At 34.3% G+C, this 15,349-nt stretch carries 14 protein-coding genes, 1 other RNA gene and 1 pseudogene; 9 read left to right on the forward strand and 7 right to left on the reverse strand.

Features of this window, described 5'->3' with window-relative positions; all coding sequences use genetic code 11:
- Positions 1-54: 54 nt before the first annotated feature.
- Entirely contained in the window at positions 55-1,344 is a 1,290-nt protein-coding gene (rocD, locus tag ACFSQ0_RS04500; protein ID WP_379044744.1) for an ornithine--oxo-acid transaminase, read from the reverse strand.
- Between the two features lie 143 nt (positions 1,345-1,487).
- Between rocD and rlmD the strand changes: the two genes are divergently transcribed.
- Genes rlmD through ACFSQ0_RS04515 form a run of 3 tightly spaced genes read left to right on the forward strand, consistent with a single transcriptional unit; the run spans position 1,488 to position 4,073 of the window.
- Complete coding sequence (gene rlmD, locus ACFSQ0_RS04505) at positions 1,488-2,897, forward strand: 23S rRNA (uracil(1939)-C(5))-methyltransferase RlmD (RefSeq protein WP_379044747.1); 1,410 nt, start codon at positions 1,488-1,490, stop codon at positions 2,895-2,897.
- Positions 2,894-3,409, forward strand: coding sequence for a DUF6452 family protein (locus tag ACFSQ0_RS04510; protein ID WP_379044750.1), 516 nt, complete (start codon positions 2,894-2,896; stop codon positions 3,407-3,409). The genes rlmD and ACFSQ0_RS04510 overlap by 4 nt, the downstream gene beginning before the upstream one ends.
- On the forward strand, positions 3,375-4,073 hold the full coding sequence (locus ACFSQ0_RS04515; protein WP_379044753.1) for a DUF6048 family protein: 699 nt from the start codon (positions 3,375-3,377) through the stop codon (positions 4,071-4,073). The genes ACFSQ0_RS04510 and ACFSQ0_RS04515 overlap by 35 nt, the downstream gene beginning before the upstream one ends.
- Positions 4,074-4,077: 4 nt before the next feature.
- Here ACFSQ0_RS04515 and kdsB read toward each other — a convergent pair whose 3' ends face one another.
- Positions 4,078-4,809 (reverse strand): 3-deoxy-manno-octulosonate cytidylyltransferase, encoded by a 732-nt coding sequence (gene kdsB / locus ACFSQ0_RS04520; protein WP_379044756.1) that lies wholly within the window; start codon positions 4,807-4,809, stop codon positions 4,078-4,080.
- Positions 4,810-4,840: 31 nt separating this feature from the next.
- On the reverse strand, positions 4,841-6,262 hold the full coding sequence (locus ACFSQ0_RS04525; protein ID WP_379044759.1) for an ATP-dependent DNA helicase: 1,422 nt from the start codon (positions 6,260-6,262) through the stop codon (positions 4,841-4,843).
- A 117-nt stretch (positions 6,263-6,379) separates the two neighbouring features.
- Between ACFSQ0_RS04525 and ACFSQ0_RS04530 the strand changes: the two genes are divergently transcribed.
- From ACFSQ0_RS04530 to ACFSQ0_RS04540, 3 genes are read left to right on the forward strand one after another with little or no spacing between them, the layout of a single operon-like run.
- Entirely contained in the window at positions 6,380-7,027 is a 648-nt protein-coding gene (locus tag ACFSQ0_RS04530; RefSeq protein ID WP_379044762.1) for a hypothetical protein, read from the forward strand.
- Positions 6,990-7,817: a DUF3822 family protein gene (locus tag ACFSQ0_RS04535; protein ID WP_379044765.1), complete on the forward strand. Its 828-nt coding sequence runs from the start codon at positions 6,990-6,992 to the stop codon at positions 7,815-7,817. Before ACFSQ0_RS04530 ends, ACFSQ0_RS04535 begins: the two co-directional genes overlap by 38 nt.
- A 4-nt stretch (positions 7,818-7,821) precedes the next feature.
- The gene (locus ACFSQ0_RS04540; protein WP_379044768.1) at positions 7,822-8,361 is read left to right on the forward strand and encodes an RsmD family RNA methyltransferase; all 540 of its coding nucleotides are present in this window, start codon (positions 7,822-7,824) and stop codon (positions 8,359-8,361) included.
- Here ACFSQ0_RS04540 and rnpB read toward each other — a convergent pair.
- Positions 8,356-8,662, reverse strand: an RNA gene (gene rnpB, locus ACFSQ0_RS04545) — RNase P RNA component class A. The two genes, ACFSQ0_RS04540 and rnpB, sit on opposite strands and share 6 nt — an antisense overlap.
- 121 nt (positions 8,663-8,783) lie before the next feature.
- On the opposite strand from rnpB, the pseudogene dnaX reads away from it, so the two are divergent.
- The 3 genes and pseudogenes from dnaX to ACFSQ0_RS04560 all read left to right on the forward strand — a co-directional run bounded on the left by dnaX (position 8,784) and on the right by ACFSQ0_RS04560 (position 11,694).
- Positions 8,784-10,501: pseudogene (gene dnaX, locus ACFSQ0_RS04550) on the forward strand (DNA polymerase III subunit gamma/tau).
- 1 nt (position 10,502) lies between these two features.
- Positions 10,503-11,084, forward strand: coding sequence for a tRNA-(ms[2]io[6]A)-hydroxylase (gene miaE / locus ACFSQ0_RS04555; RefSeq protein WP_379044771.1), 582 nt, complete (start codon positions 10,503-10,505; stop codon positions 11,082-11,084).
- Positions 11,077-11,694 (forward strand): class I SAM-dependent methyltransferase, encoded by a 618-nt coding sequence (locus tag ACFSQ0_RS04560; RefSeq protein WP_379044774.1) that lies wholly within the window; start codon positions 11,077-11,079, stop codon positions 11,692-11,694. Before miaE ends, ACFSQ0_RS04560 begins: the two co-directional genes overlap by 8 nt.
- 168 nt (positions 11,695-11,862) lie before the next feature.
- Here the strand turns inward: ACFSQ0_RS04560 and ACFSQ0_RS04565 are convergent, their stop codons facing one another.
- The 3 genes from ACFSQ0_RS04565 to ACFSQ0_RS04575 are packed head-to-tail and all read right to left on the reverse strand — an operon-like array spanning position 11,863 to position 15,345.
- Positions 11,863-12,768, reverse strand: coding sequence for a Ppx/GppA phosphatase family protein (locus tag ACFSQ0_RS04565; RefSeq protein WP_379044777.1), 906 nt, complete (start codon positions 12,766-12,768; stop codon positions 11,863-11,865).
- Between the two features lie 14 nt (positions 12,769-12,782).
- Positions 12,783-14,852: a polyphosphate kinase 1 gene (gene ppk1, locus ACFSQ0_RS04570; RefSeq protein ID WP_379044780.1), complete on the reverse strand. Its 2,070-nt coding sequence runs from the start codon at positions 14,850-14,852 to the stop codon at positions 12,783-12,785.
- Positions 14,845-15,345 (reverse strand): SixA phosphatase family protein, encoded by a 501-nt coding sequence (locus ACFSQ0_RS04575; protein ID WP_379044782.1) that lies wholly within the window; start codon positions 15,343-15,345, stop codon positions 14,845-14,847. Before ACFSQ0_RS04575 ends, ppk1 begins: the two co-directional genes overlap by 8 nt.
- Between the last annotated feature and the right edge of the window lie 4 nt (positions 15,346-15,349).

Raw genomic sequence — 15,349 nt, forward strand, 5'->3', positions numbered from 1 at the left:
AATAAAAAAGGGTGTTTAAACAACACCCTTTTTTATTCCTCATATAATTACTCTTTATACTTGGTCTTCAAACTTAGATAATGTTTTAGTAATAATAGCTATACACTCATCCAATTGCTCTTTGGTAATAACTAAAGGCGGAGCAAAACGAATAATATTTCCGTGTGTAGGCTTTGCTAGCAAGCCGTTTTCTTTTAAATCAACACAGATATTCCAAGCCGTACTGCTTTCTTCTATATCGTTAATTACAATTGCATTTAAAAGACCTTTACCTCTTACCAGCTTAACTACTTTAGAGTTGGCAATATATTTATTCATTTCTGCTCTAAAATAATTTCCAAGTTCGCGTGCATTTTGAATTAAATTTTCATCATACACCACTTCAAGTGCCGCAATAGCAGTTTCACATGCCACAGGGTTTCCTCCAAAGGTAGAACCGTGTTGCCCCGGCTGAATAACGTCCATAATTTCATTATCGGCTAAAACAGCAGAAACAGGATACACTCCACCCGACAAGGCTTTTCCTAAAATTAAAATATCTGGTCTTACATAAGTTTCAGATTGCTGCTCACATTTATTCTGGCAAGTACAATTACCACATACAGCTAATAAAGAACCCGTTCTAGCAATACCAGTTTGTATTTCGTCGGCGATGAATAATACACCATACTTTTTACATAGTTTTCGCGCCTCACTTAAATAGTCTTCGCTTGGAACAAACACCCCAGCTTCACCTTGTATAGGCTCGACCAAAAAACCGGCTACGTTAGGTGTATTTTTTAGTGCCTCTTCTAGTTGTTCTAAATTATCATAACCCACCTTTAAAAAACCAGGTGTGTAGGGCCCAAAATTTTTGCGTGCCCCCTCATCATTACTAAAGGAAATTACCGTTGTTGTTCTACCGTGAAAATTATTTTCAGCTACAATTATTTGCGCTTCATTTTCATGAATTCCTTTCTTTTCATAAGCCCATTTTCTACAAATTTTAATAGCAGTTTCAACCGCTTCTGCACCTGTATTCATTGGCAGTAACTTATCAAAGCCAAAGTATTCTGTAGCAAATTTCTCATATTTACCAAGTACATCATTGTGAAATGCACGAGAAGTAAGCGTTAAAGTTTCAGCTTGTTTAGTCATAGCCCCAATAATTTTTGGGTGACAATGACCTTGGTTTACGGCTGAGTAGGCCGATAAAAAGTCATAATATTTTTTATCTTCTACATCCCACATAAAAACTCCTTCACCTTTCTTTAATACGGCAGGTAATGGATGATAATTATGGGCACCGTGTTTTTCTTCTAACTCAATTGCTTGTTGAGATGATTTAATTGTTACAACTGACATGCTTTTTTCTTTTTTCTTTCTTAAACTAAATTTGATTCCTGCTTATTGGGGAGAAATCACCCATTTTTTTGATATGTTTGCAAAATACTAAATGTTTAGGATAATCTAAACCTCTTCATCACAAAACTTAGTATTTTTGAGCTATGGCCAGAAGAAATAAAAACAAGATATTTGAAAATGTAGCGGTTACCGAGGCAGGAGCAAAAGGTAAAGCAGTTGCCAAAGCACCCGATGGTAAAGTTATTTTTATAGATAACGCTGTTCCTGGCGATATCGCAACAGTACGCACTTACAAGAAAAGAAAAGCCTATTATTTCGCTAAAGCAACTGAATTCGCAAAATTATCTGACAGAAGAACCGAACCAGAGTGTCAACATTTTGGCACTTGCGGAGGTTGTAAATGGCAGCATATGAATTATGAATCTCAATTGCATTTTAAAGAAAATGAGGTAATTAATCAGCTTACCCGTATTGGTAAGGTTAATCCACTAGAGGTTATTCCTATCTTAGGAAGCGAAAAGCAATATTTCTATCGAAATAAAATGGAGTTTTCGTTTAGTGACAGCCGCTGGTTGACCTTAGATGAAATAAATAGCCAAAAAGAAATTGAAGATAGAAATGCGCTTGGTTTTCATATTCCTGGTATGTGGGATAAAATTCTAGACATTAAAAAATGTCATCTTCAACAAGACCCTAGTAATGCTATCAGGAATGGTATTAAAGGTTTTGCCAGCGAGCAGGACGTTAGCTTTTTTAATCCGCGTAAGCAGGAGGGCCTTCTACGCACTTTAATGATTAGAACCTCCTCTACAGGGGAAGTCATGGTTTTGGTACAATTTTTCTATAAAGATGAAGAGAAAATAAATTTAATTTTAGGCTATTTAAAAGATAATTTTCCTGAAATCACCTCGCTTTTATATGTCATTAATGAAAAAGGAAATGACACTATTTATGATCAAGAGGTATTGTGCTTTGCTGGACGAGATTATATTATCGAGGCAATGGAAGGCTTGCAGTTTAAGATTACAGCAAAATCTTTTTACCAAACCAACTCTGCCCAAGCCTATGAACTCTATAAAATAACACGTAATTTTGCTGAGTTAACGGGAAATGAATTGGTTTATGATTTATATACCGGTACAGGTACTATTGCACAGTTTGTTGCTAAAGAAGCTAAAAAAGTTGTTGGCGTTGAAGTGGTTCCCGAAGCCATCGAAGATGCCAAGGCGAATGCCAAAAATAACAATATAAAAAATACCGATTTTTTTGTAGGCGATATGCGTAAAGTCTTTACAAAAGACTTTATTGCACAAAATGGAACACCCGATGTTATAATTACCGATCCGCCTAGAGAGGGTATGCATAAAGATGTGGTTGAGCAAATTATTAATATAAAACCCAAGCGTATTGTGTATGTAAGCTGTAATGCGGCCACTCAAGCTCGAGATTTACAAATGCTAGATGCGCTATACCAGGTAACAAAAACACAAGCAGTAGATATGTTTCCTCAAACCCATCACGTTGAAAACGTTGTACAACTTGAATTACGATGAGAAATAGATCAATTATAGGTATTTTATTTTTGGCAATAATCAGTTTTTACGGATGTCAAAAAGATGATATTTGCTCTGGCGCTACCCCTACTACACCTTTATTAGTCATTAAATTTTTAGACATCGAAAACCCTATTGAAGCCAAGACAGTTAATCGGCTTCAAGTTTATGACCAATTAAGTGTGAACCCTTTATTTGATTCACCTGTAACTGACTCAATTATTAAAATTCCACTTCAAACCAGGCAAAACAACACAAAGTTTATCTTTAAAAAAGATATTCCCGCCAATCCCGAGGGGATTGATAACGCTAATGCTGATAGCTTACAATTCACCTACGCGCCAGTAGAAGAATATGTGAATAGAGCTTGCGGTTTTAAAGTAGTCTTTTATGAATTAGAAGCATTTTTAACGCAAGAAAATCAAGATGAAAATTGGATAAAAAATTTTGAAGTTATACAACCCAACAACATTCTAAATGAACAAGAAACTCACCTTTATATTTATCATTAATTATTGTTTTTTTAGTTTGTACGGATTTTCACAAGAATCTGACTCACTAAGCGCTATTAAAACCCAAAATAAATATGGTTTACGTGTTGGCGTTGATTTGGCTAATTTAACCCGTAGTTTTTTAGATAATGATTTCGAAGGAATTGAAATTGCTGCTGATTACAGAATTACCGAAAAATTATATTTGGCTGGGGAAATAGGAAGGGACAAAAAGAAATATGACGAAGATTACCTATATGGAGATACGCAGGGGCAATACCTTAAGCTAGGAGTAAACTATAATGCTTACGAAAACTGGGCTAATATGCAAAATGAAATTTATGCAGGTTTTAGATATGGCTATGCCAATTTTAATCAGCATCTAGAAGCCTTTGAAATATACAATACCAATCTATTTTTTCCCAGAGACTTAAGAACTGTTAACCGTGAATTTAAAGGTCTTTCAGCGCATTGGTTTGAAATTCAGGGTGGTGCAAAAGCCGAACTTTTTAACAATCTTTTTCTTGGCATACACCTTCAATTAAAAGTAATGCTTAATCAAAAAAAACCAGATGGTTTTGGAAATCTCTATATCCCAGGGTTTAATCGCGTAAACGCTAATAGTGCCATAGGGGTTGGTTACGGTTATACTTTAAGCTACCTTATCCCTATAACTAAAAAGTAAAAAATTAGTTAGCCCATTTTTTTCTTGCCTTTTCAAGATCTTCTGGTATATCAATACCAATTACAGGCTGGTCGGTAACTACCATTTTTATAGTTTTACCGTATTCTAAGTACCTAAGACATTCAATTTTTTCTGCAGCTTCTAAATCTAGCATAGGTAGATTAGCAAAATCGAGTAAGGCTTGTTTTCTAAAAGCATATATCCCAATATGCTTGTAATGCGTGATCTTTTTATCTTCATCTCTAACAAATGGAATAACAGATCGAGAAAAATAAAGCGCTTTTTGATCTCTGTCTACAATCACCTTTACATTGTTTGGATTTTCAATATCTTGTTTATCGTGCAGCGGTGTCATTAAAGATGCTAAATCTATTTCTTGTTTTGCATCTTTTTTAAAAACCTCAAGAAGTGACGCTAGAATGGTACCGGAGGTAAAAGGTTCATCTCCTTGTACGTTCACAACAATATCGGCGTCTATATGTGCCACCGCCTCAGCAATTCTATCGCTTCCACAAGCATGATCTTTGATACTCTTGAATGCTTTACCTCCATTTGTTGTGATCTCATTAAAAATAATATCACTATCGGTTACCACAATCACATCATCAAAAAGATTGGTATTGCAAGTAGCTTGATAGGTACGTAAAATAACACTAGCCCCACAAAGATCTTGCATTAATTTACCTGGAAAACGGCTGGCATCATAGCGTGCCGGAATCATCGCAATTACTTTCATATTACAACTATTTTTGCCGAAATTTACGCATTTAATCCGTAAAGAAACTATTTTTAAAGCCAATAAGATAAACTTGCTTTTTGGCACGCGTACAAGCGGTGTATAACCACCTTAAGTATTCTTTATCTATTTGGTCTCTAATAAAAGGCTGTTCAATAAAAACCGTATCCCACTGCCCTCCTTGTGCTTTATGACAAGTCATAGCATAACTAAATTTTACTTGTAAAGCATTAAAATAAGGATTGTTTTTAACTTTAAGAAACTTCTTGTATTTTACAGTCTCACCGGCATAATCTTTCATCACTTCATTATACAATAAATTAGCCTGCTCGTAGGGTAAAGAAGCTGCATTAATTTGCAAGGTATCCAACATAATGACGGTTTCAAACGGCTTCATTTTAGGGTAGTCAACCATCTGCACCTTAACTTCGGCAAATCGAAAACCATACAATTCTTTGACGGCAAAAATCTCAAGAATTTCAATTATATCACCATTGGCTATAAAGCCTGCTTCAGAAGTTGGTTTGATCCAGAAGTAATTGTTTTTTACCACCATTAAAAAATCTCCTGCAGCAATTTCGCTTTCGCGGAATAAAATTCGAGACCTAATTTGCTCATTGTAAATGTTAGCTCTTTTATTAGACATTACTACAATAGCAGTTTCTTCGTGCCCCTTATTATCATATGACGCATTAATTGCGTCCATAATCTCATAACCATCTACCAAGCGAATAAAATCACTTCCTGTTTTACTAAACTGGAAATTAGCAAAATCACCATCTTTTATTTGCTCTCGTATAGCGGTTGCATTCTCAAGAATAAGAGAAAGTTCTTCTTGGCGCATCACTTGAGTCAATTCTATTTCATCTACCGTCTTATCGTATTGTTTAGAGAGTGTTTCGGCATCTAATGCCGGACTAAGGTTATGATGTATTGGCGGAAGCTGTGCGGTATCTCCAATAAATAGTAGCTTACAATTTCGACCATTATAAACATATTCAATTAAATCATCAAGCAGCGAAGCGTCCAAAAGCCCTTTCTTATCAAAAGTTGAGTCAGATATCATACTGGCTTCATCTACAATAAAAACCGCGTTCTTATGCTTATTTTTTTGTAATGTAAAACTTATTTTACCTCCACTCGATTTTTTGGGGTAATAAATTTTGCGATGAATGGTTTGTGCTGGGTAATTTGAATAATTACCCATAACCTTGGCCGCTCTTCCCGTTGGGGCCATAAGGATAGGAGTAGAATTGATATGCCATAAGCTTTTGACTAAAGTACCAATTAAACTTGTTTTTCCTGTACCTGCATACCCCTTTAGTACAAACATTAATTCTTTATCTTTTGAAACAAGAAAATGGCTTAATTTTTGGAGGGCACTTTCTTGTTTTAAGTTAGGGGAATGAGAAAAAGATTTAATTAGAAGTTTAAAAAATTCTGGGGCTGTCATAAATGAGGCTTAAATTTTCAAAGATAAAAAACGCATTTTTAACCAATGAAACTTTTACGAACAAAAAAAAATTGTAGATTTGTGCACATACACGTTTAGTAAATAAAAAGAAATCATATGAAACTTGTTATTCAATTAATTTTATGGGTGGTAATTGGGTTTTTAGGTTACCTAACCTTTAATTCAATTTATGACCCCATTCAGTTTAACAAAATTAAAGAAAAGCGTTATCAACAGGTAATTAATAAATTAAAAGACATTCGAGAAGCACAATTGGCGCATAAAGAAGTTACTGGTGTTTTCTCTGATGATTTTGATGGATTGGTAAGGTTTATAGACACCGCAGAATTTACAGTAACTCAGCGTAGAGACACTACCGTTCTAGATGAAGAGTACAAAAAAACATATGGTGTAGACCAGTATAAGAGTATTACGCTTATAGATACTTTGGGTTATGTACCGGTTAAAGATTCTTTGTTTAAGCAAAAAGATTATAAGAATTTAAAATATGTACCCACAACCGATAAATCTGTAACATTTGAAATTGACGCGGGAAAAATTAAAAAAAGAAAAACTATTATTCCGGTATTTGAGGTGAAAGTAGCTAAAGATAAGATATTAGCCGATCAAGATCCTGATTTAATAATGCAGGAAAAACAAGTGATTTCTGTAGATGGTGTAAACGGTGAATACCTTAAGATTGGTTCGATGACCGAAGTTAATACCAATGGAAACTGGCCAAAAGTATACGGATCTAGTGAGTAATACACCTACTAAAATAAATTATAGTTTATCCATCTTGATTGCTCAAGATGGATTTTCTTTTTTTGTAAAGGATCAAAATGGAATTCTTTTTCAAACAGAGAAATGGTTAACAAACAGCTTACGTATAGCAGAAATAATTAAACTTCTCGAGCAGGAATTTCTTCCTAAAATAAAAGATTTCAGAGAAGCTATTAAACAACTTAAGGTGACTTACGCTAACAGGCTTTTTACTGTAGTCCCTACCCCCTACTATACCAATTTAAGCGCCGCTCAATATTTACAATATAATACTAAAATTCTAGCTACAGACGAGGTATATACAGATACTATTAAACCTTTAGATTTAAGTTTAATTTTTATACCCTTTACAGCCATTAACAACTTTTTTATTGAAAATTTTGGCGATTTCAACTTTAATCATCTTGCCTCTAATATAATAGAAAAAACACACGGGATAGCAAAAAAAAATATAGCGCAAGATTTCACAACAACAGTTACCGCTTTTACAGATTATTTTTTTCTGTGCATATATCAAGGTGATAAATTAAAATTGTGCAATGTGTACCCTTATACTTCAAAAGAAGACTTTTTATACTATACGCTTTTTGTATTTGAACAATTGAGTATCTCACCACAAGAAATTCCATTGCAATTCTTATCTCCTCTTAACCAAGAAAGTGCTTTATACAGATTAATGTATAAATATTTTGTAAACGTTAAAATAAATAAAGAAATAACAGATACTAAAAATCTAGAAACAAAACAGAGCTTCATCCATTTATATTCATAAAATTATGAGAATCATTTCAGGAAAGTTTAAAAGTAAACGTATAACAGCTCCTAAGAAACTGCCTATTCGGCCAACCACCGATATCGCCAAGGAAGGCCTGTTTAATATTTTAAATAACACTTATAATTTTACAGAATTAAATGTACTGGACTTATTTGCAGGATCTGGCAATATTTGCTATGAATTTGCTTCAAGAGGGTGCTCTCAAATAACTGCGGTAGATAAGCACTACAATTGCATTAAATTTATAAATCAAACCAGTTCGGCTTTAGGCATTCAAATAAATACAATAAAAAAAGATGTTTACACTTATTTAAAAAGCGCTAATCAAAGCTTTAATTTAATTTTTGCCGACCCTCCTTATGACTTTACCATAGACCAATTTGAAGAAATTGTACAATTGGTATTCGACCAAAAACATCTTAAAGAAGACGAAGGAGTACTTATTATAGAGCATCCAAAAACTACTCCGCTATCAAGCTTAGCCTATTTTTCGGACGAACGTCGCTACGGCGGATCTGTTTTTAGTTTTTTTAAAAAATAAAGTAGGCCTATAAGCCGGATTCTGTTTTTCTAATAAGAAAATCTTATCATTTATCTGGAGTTTTTGTTACCAAAAACCTCTAGCTGTCTACCCTCCAACAATGACCGAGCAAGTCTTAAAGTTGGTTTACATGACATTGCACCGTATAGAGTTTACCTGATTTCACTACAGCTTAACCTGTACATTCTTTCTGTTGCACTTGTCCTAATTTCACAATTGATGGCCGTTAGCCATTATACTGCTCTGTGGTGTCCGGACTTTCCTCTTTCAATAAATTAAAAGCGATAAGACGGCCTACTTTTTTGCAAAGATAATATTAAATTAAAAGCAAAGCTAAGCAGCATTAATTTACTTTTTATACTTCTGCATTTAAGTCATTTTGAGAAAGCATAATTTTAAAATAATCTGCTATATTTGCGATGATGGAACATTTTATAGTATCAGCAAGAAAATATAGACCAGAATCTTTTGAGGATGTGGTAGGTCAGCGCGCAATTACCAACACATTGCAAAACGCGATTAATAACAACCATTTAGCTCAAGCGCTTCTTTTCACAGGGCCTCGAGGTGTGGGTAAAACTACTTGTGCACGAATTTTAGCAAAGAAAATCAATCAACAAGCACAAAACGAAATAGAGCAAGATTTTGCATTTAACATTTTTGAACTTGATGCAGCTTCAAACAACTCTGTAGACGATATTCGTTCGTTAACCGATCAAGTACGCATTCCCCCTCAAACGGGAAAGTATAAGGTTTATATTATTGATGAGGTGCATATGCTTTCTACGAGTGCTTTTAATGCCTTTCTAAAAACTTTAGAAGAACCGCCAAACCACGCCATTTTTATTTTAGCGACTACAGAAAAGCATAAAATTATTCCAACCATTTTATCGCGCTGCCAAATATTCGATTTTAAGCGAATAAGTGTTTTAGATGCTAAAAACCATTTGGCTAAAATAGCTCAACAAGAAGGAGTTCAAGCCGAAGATGATGCTTTACACATAATTGCTCAAAAAGCAGATGGGGCTATGCGCGATGCCCTTTCTATATATGACAGGGTGGTGAGCTTTAGTGGCTCAAACTTAACCAGGCAAGCTGTTGCTGAAAATTTAAACGTTTTAGATTATGAAGTTTATTTTGAAGCCACCACGCACATTTTAAACCAAAATATACCACAACTTCTTTTACAATTTAATTCAGTGTTAGCTAAGGGTTTTGACGGTCAACATTATATTGCAGGTTTAGCTGCCCATTTTAGAGATTTATTTATTTGTAAAGAACAAAGTACAATTGCACTATTAGAAGTAGGGGAGCAAACTAAAAAGAAATATTTTGAACAAGCCCAACTGGCGAACACCGATTTTTTAAAAGAAGCAATTGAATTGGCAAATTCCTGTGATCTCAAGTATAAGGAAGCGCAGAACCAGAGACTTTTGGTAGAATTATGCTTAATGCAACTCGCTTCGATTACAGAAGGTAAAAAAAAAACGCTGAACCCTATATAATTCCTGCCAGTAACTTTGTTTCGGTTAAAAAAGAACAAAAACAGGTTATTGAAACACAAGAACATGCCCACGCTAAAGTTGATAATGTAAAAGATCAAAAAACACCTTACAAGCAAGATCACCACCCACCACCCGCTTCTAACTTAAATAAAGTCAAAAGCAAAGCTAAACCAAAAGCCGTTTCTGGTTTGTCTTTAAAGAGTATTGACAAGAAAAAGGAACTGAAGCAGAAAAAACTGCAACGAGAAGAAAACCAGCCCAAAAAATTAAATGAAAGTTTTACGGAGAGTGAAGCTCTATTGGCTTGGGATGAATATGTTCTAAAATTAAAAAAGAAAGGAGAGAAAATTCTAGCCTCTATTCTAGAAACCGATAGACCAAGTCTTAAAGACAAAACCTTACATATCACCCTGCCCAACAGTACAATGAAAGTTGAACTAGAAAGAGCACAAGGACCGCTAATTAGCTATATTCGTAATCAGGTAAAAAACTCGTTTGTAGATTTATCAATTGCGGTTAATGAGGAGGTCGCCAAAAAATATGCATTTACAAGCCGTGAAAAATTTGACAAATTAGTACAAAAGAATTCCAACTTAGAAAAACTAAGAAGATTGTTTGATTTAGATATAAAATAATATGTTAGGACTTAAATTACCAACAGACCCAAGATGGGTGAATATAGCTGAAAAAAATATAGAGGAAATTTTAATAGATCACGCATTTTGTGAACAAAAAGCAGCATCAACGGCTATCTCATTAATAGTTAGTTTTCCTGAATACGAAGACTTGGTCAAAGAGATGATTAGTTTGGTTCAAGAAGAAATGAGTCATTTTAAAATGGTTCATGATCTTATATTAGAACGAGGTTTTGCTTTAGGAAGAGACCGAAAAGACGAATATGTTATAGAATTACTTAAATTTTTCCCTAAGGGAGGAAGCCGAGTAAACCAAATGGTACATCGTTTATTATATGCTGCACTAATAGAAGCTAGAAGTTGTGAAAGATTCAAGTTATTATCTGAGCAATTAAAAGATAAAGATTTGCGCTTATTCTATAAAAAATTAATGATTAGTGAAGCTAACCATTATACTATGTTTTTAAAGTTTGCCAGAAAATATGGCGATTTAGAAACCGTGAATAAAAAGTGGAATGAACTTTTGGAGTATGAAGCAGAAATAATGAAAAATCTTGGTAAAACACATAGTATTCATGGATAACAAAATGCAAAAACATTGGGAAGACGTCTATAAAAACAAACCCTTAAATACTGTTAGTTGGTACCAGCCCAATGTAGATACTTTTAAAAAGGTAGTTCAGCGTGTAAAGTTGAATGCAAATTCGGTCATAATTGACATAGGAGGCGGCGATAGTTTTGTTGCCGATTTTCTTATTGAAAAAGGATTTAAAAATGCTCACGTTCTCGATATATCTAAAAATGCGATTGAAAGAGCAAGAAAAAGATTAGGAACTAATGCTAAACAAATCAATTGGATAATTAGCGATGTAACAAGTTTTCAAACATCAATTAGCTTTGATCTATGGTATGACAGAGCGGCATTTCATTTTCTCAATGATGAAAATAAAATTGAGGCATATGTTAAACGAGCAGCGGAGTATGTAGCAGAAAGTGGTTTTCTTGCCATTGCAAGCTTTAGTAAGGATGGTCCAGAAAAATGCAGTGGATTACCTGTTAAACAACACAGCCCCGACTCATTAAAGGAAATTTTCGGAGGCGACTTTAAGCTTATTGATTTTTTTGAAGAAGATCATCAAACCCCCGCCCAGAAAAACCAAAATTTCACTATATGTATTTTTCAAAAAAAATAAAATCAAAATGACTAAAAAAACCTCGCTGTTATTATTACTGTTTTGCCTCTTTCTTTTTGTAGCGAATTTATTCACTTGGCATATAGAAGGATTCTATTTTAGAGGATTTGGTTTATTAATGATGCTGACTATTTTTTATTTGCGTTTTAGGAAATTACCTCCTAAAGATTAAAATATAGTTTGTTGCTGTTCTTCATTGTACATATATTTAATAATTCCATCGGCTAAACCTATTTTAGGTACATAAACTTTACGCGCCCTACTCCATTTCATAGTAGACAAATAAATTTTAGTAGCTGGTATTATCACATCGGCACGATCTGCATTCTGATTAAGCTTAACAATTCGCTCCTCATAGGTTAAGGAGGTTAGCATTTGATAATAAGAACTTAAATAAAAGTAACTCAAAGGTTTGCCTATTTTTTTACCACTACTCTTAAATATATTGTTGATATTACCTCCAGAACCAATTAAGGATATCTTTGTATATCTTTTCGTGACATTCTGTATCCATAATTTCATTTCATTCCACAAACTTTCTTCAACTCTATCATTGAGTAAACGCACTGTCCCTATTTTAAAAGATTTTGAAGCCAATTTTTCTCCTTCCGTAAAAAAACTGAGCTCAGTGCTTCCCCCGCCTACGTCGACATACAAGTAGTTTTTATCATTTTGAATTAGATTTCTCAAGTCTGTAGTGGCAATCATAGCAGCCTCGTGTTCACCATCTATAATCTCGATATCTATACCGGTTTCTGCTTTAATGTTTTGTGCCAGTTCTTGGCCGTTCTCTGCATCACGCATAGCCGAGGTAGCACAAGCTTTATACTTAAGAACTTTATGAGATTTCATCAATAATGCAAAGGCTTGCATGGTGTCTCGCATTCTCTTCTTATTGGACTCTGAAACCTTTCCTTTTAGAAAAACATCTTCACCTAAACGAATAGGAACCCGAACCAATGAAGTCTTTTTAAAAATTGGGGCTTGTTCTTGGGGTTCAGTTATGGTTGCAATAAGCAAACGTACTGCATTTGATCCAATGTCTATTGCGGCGTATTTCTTTATGCTAAGCATAACAATATATTTTTTTAATTTATCTTTTCTAAATAGTAGTCATAAGTTGCAAATTGACTGCGCACTATTGGCTCTTGCTGCGAGACATAGTGGTTATTTTCTTGTGCAGAGAACTTCCTGGCTTTTACGTTATCTTTCCAACAAATCTCAAAGGTTTCAATAAGTTCTTTTTGAATGTTTTCTTGATAAACAGGACAAGAAATTTCAACCCGGTAATCTAAATTTCTAGTCATCCAATCTGCCGAAGATATATAAACTTTAGGCTGATTGGCATTATTAAAGATAAATAATCGAGGATGCTCTAAATATTTATCTACGATACTAATGGCTTCAATATTTTCGCTCATTCCAGGCACTCCAGGAATTAAGCAGCAAATACCTCTAACAATTAATTTAATTTTAACTCCTTCATTACTGGCTTCGTATAGCTTGTCAATCAACTTATAATCCGATAAACTATTCAGTTTTAATTGAATCCCACTAGGCAAGCCTTGTCTTGCATTATCTATCTCTTGCTGAATTAACCTTGCGAATGTATTGCGAGTGTAATGCGGTGAAACTATAAGATGCTTGTATTTAGAAACCTTGTAATTAGTTTCAAAAAAATCGAAGACTTGATTCACCTCCTTTAAAATATCTTGATTACAAGTAAAAAGCGTAAAATCTGTATAAATTTTTGCCGTGTTTTCATTAAAATTTCCCGTACTAATAAAACCGTACCTCTTTTTCTTTTTTTCTTCTAGGCGCTCAACAACACAAGCCTTTGCGTGTACTTTTAAGCCAGGAACTCCAAATATTAAATTTACCCCCTCACGCTGCATCTGTTCTGCATATCTAATATTGTTAGCCTCATCAAACCGCGCTCTTAATTCTATAGATACAGTTACTTTTTTTCCGTTTTTCACGGCATTTACCAAAGAACTGGCGATATGAGAAACTTCTGCCAGTCGGTATATGGTAATTTTAATTGACTTCACCTTAGGATCGATTGCTGCTTCTCGCAAGAATTTAACCGTATAAGAAAAGGTATGATAAGGCGTATATTGCAGATAATCTTTTTGTGCAATAGCTTTTAAAAGACTTTCTTGCAATGGCAAATCTTTAATGGGTAAAGCAGGTACCTTTTTATATAATAAATGTTTTGCTCCCAGGCTAGGAAACTTCATGTAATCCCGTCTATTGTGATAACGGCCACCAGGGATAATACTATCTGAATGATCCAAGCCCATTTTAGTAAGTAAATACTTCAGCGTATCACGTGGTATGGTTTTATCAAAAACAAAGCGCACAGGCTCACCTATAATCCTATCTTTTATACTGCTTAACAATTTTTCAATATAACTTTTATCTAAATCACCAGCCATATCCAATTCTGCATCGCGGGTAATTTTAATCATATGTGCCGTTATACTTTTATAGTCAAAAATATTCAGTAAATTTTTTAGATTATAGCGTATTATATCATCTAGAATAATTAAATATTTCCGGTCGTCATTAGAAGGCAACTCGACAAAACGATCAATACCTCTAGGAATTTCAATAAGAACATAACGCTTATTTCTATTTACCTCATCGGGGTTCTTTAAATGCATAGTAACGGCCAAATAGGCAGCACTACCCTTTAAACTAGGCATTTCTTCTAGATCATCTAAAATTATTGTAACCAAAGCCGGACTCACCTTTTGAAGGAAATAATCTTTTAAAAACGAGGCTTGCTCTTGGTTTACTTCGTTTTCACGGATAATGAATATATTATTGGCCTCTAATTCCGCTTGAATTGTCTTTAATATTTCTAAGCTCTGAGCTTGCTGCTCAATAACTATTTGGGTGATTTGTTTTAGTAATTTCTTAGCACTTATACCTCCTAAGGCTTTCTTTGCTCCTTTACCTGCTTGCATAATTCTCTTAACCGTGGCATAGCGTACTTTAAAGAATTCATCTAAATTATTAGAAAAAATCCCTAAAAATCTTAATCGCTCAATTAAGGGCACACTGTTGTCGGCCGCTTCTTGCAAAACGCGGGCGTTAAATTGAAGCCAACTTATCTCCCTATTGGTATACTTAAAACCAGACTTTTTACTCATTCCGTAGGTTTTTAGGAAACAAGCAATAGTCCACCCTACCCTGTTTTAATTTACTCCAATCTTCTGTATCTGGAAAGTCTATTTTAACTAAACCTGTCGTAGGAATATTGATAATTGGCTTATCACCCCATAGATTAACAAGATTTGTAAACGCTGGGTTATGACCAAATAACATAATAGTATTGTATTTACTATGCTGTTGCTGAATTATATCAATTAGATTTTCATGGTCAAAAGTGTACAACGCATCTAGTCTTTTAAACTCACTTTCTGAGACATTCAATCCTTGTTTGAACAATTGTGCTGTTGTTATGGCTCTAGTAGCTGTACTACTTAGCACTAGCATTTTACTTGTGACGTTTAAATTGGGTTTTAGTGCATCCAAAACTAAATTTGCATCTCTAAAAGCCCGTTTCTTCAAGGGGCGCATTTTATCTGGCAAACTTTCTTTCCACGAAGATTTACCATGACGAACAAGAATTAAGCTTTTCATGAAT

The sequence above is a fragment of the Mesonia sediminis genome (genome assembly GCF_042684705.1).
GTDB lineage: Bacteria > Bacteroidota > Bacteroidia > Flavobacteriales > Flavobacteriaceae > Mesonia > Mesonia sediminis.

What these genes read in the sequence shown, in the direction of transcription:
- ACFSQ0_RS04530 (WP_379044762.1), top strand. Translation starts at nt 6,380, where the DNA reads ATGAAACTTGTTATTCAATTAATTTTATGGGTGGTAATTGGGTTTTTA.
- miaE (WP_379044771.1), top strand. Translation starts at nt 10,503, where the DNA reads ATGTTAGGACTTAAATTACCAACAGACCCAAGATGGGTGAATATAGCT.
- ACFSQ0_RS04565 (WP_379044777.1), bottom strand. Translation starts at nt 12,768, where the DNA reads ATGCTTAGCATAAAGAAATACGCCGCAATAGACATTGGATCAAATGCA.
- ppk1 (WP_379044780.1), bottom strand. Translation starts at nt 14,852, where the DNA reads ATGAGTAAAAAGTCTGGTTTTAAGTATACCAATAGGGAGATAAGTTGG.
- kdsB (WP_379044756.1), bottom strand. Translation starts at nt 4,809, where the DNA reads ATGAAAGTAATTGCGATGATTCCGGCACGCTATGATGCCAGCCGTTTT.
- ACFSQ0_RS04540 (WP_379044768.1), top strand. Translation starts at nt 7,822, where the DNA reads ATGAGAATCATTTCAGGAAAGTTTAAAAGTAAACGTATAACAGCTCCT.
- ACFSQ0_RS04525 (WP_379044759.1), bottom strand. Translation starts at nt 6,262, where the DNA reads ATGACAGCCCCAGAATTTTTTAAACTTCTAATTAAATCTTTTTCTCAT.
- ACFSQ0_RS04515 (WP_379044753.1), top strand. Translation starts at nt 3,375, where the DNA reads ATGAACAAGAAACTCACCTTTATATTTATCATTAATTATTGTTTTTTT.
- ACFSQ0_RS04535 (WP_379044765.1), top strand. Translation starts at nt 6,990, where the DNA reads ATGGAAACTGGCCAAAAGTATACGGATCTAGTGAGTAATACACCTACT.
- rocD (WP_379044744.1), bottom strand. Translation starts at nt 1,344, where the DNA reads ATGTCAGTTGTAACAATTAAATCATCTCAACAAGCAATTGAGTTAGAA.
- rlmD (WP_379044747.1), top strand. Translation starts at nt 1,488, where the DNA reads ATGGCCAGAAGAAATAAAAACAAGATATTTGAAAATGTAGCGGTTACC.
- ACFSQ0_RS04510 (WP_379044750.1), top strand. Translation starts at nt 2,894, where the DNA reads ATGAGAAATAGATCAATTATAGGTATTTTATTTTTGGCAATAATCAGT.
- ACFSQ0_RS04575 (WP_379044782.1), bottom strand. Translation starts at nt 15,345, where the DNA reads ATGAAAAGCTTAATTCTTGTTCGTCATGGTAAATCTTCGTGGAAAGAA.
- ACFSQ0_RS04560 (WP_379044774.1), top strand. Translation starts at nt 11,077, where the DNA reads ATGGATAACAAAATGCAAAAACATTGGGAAGACGTCTATAAAAACAAA.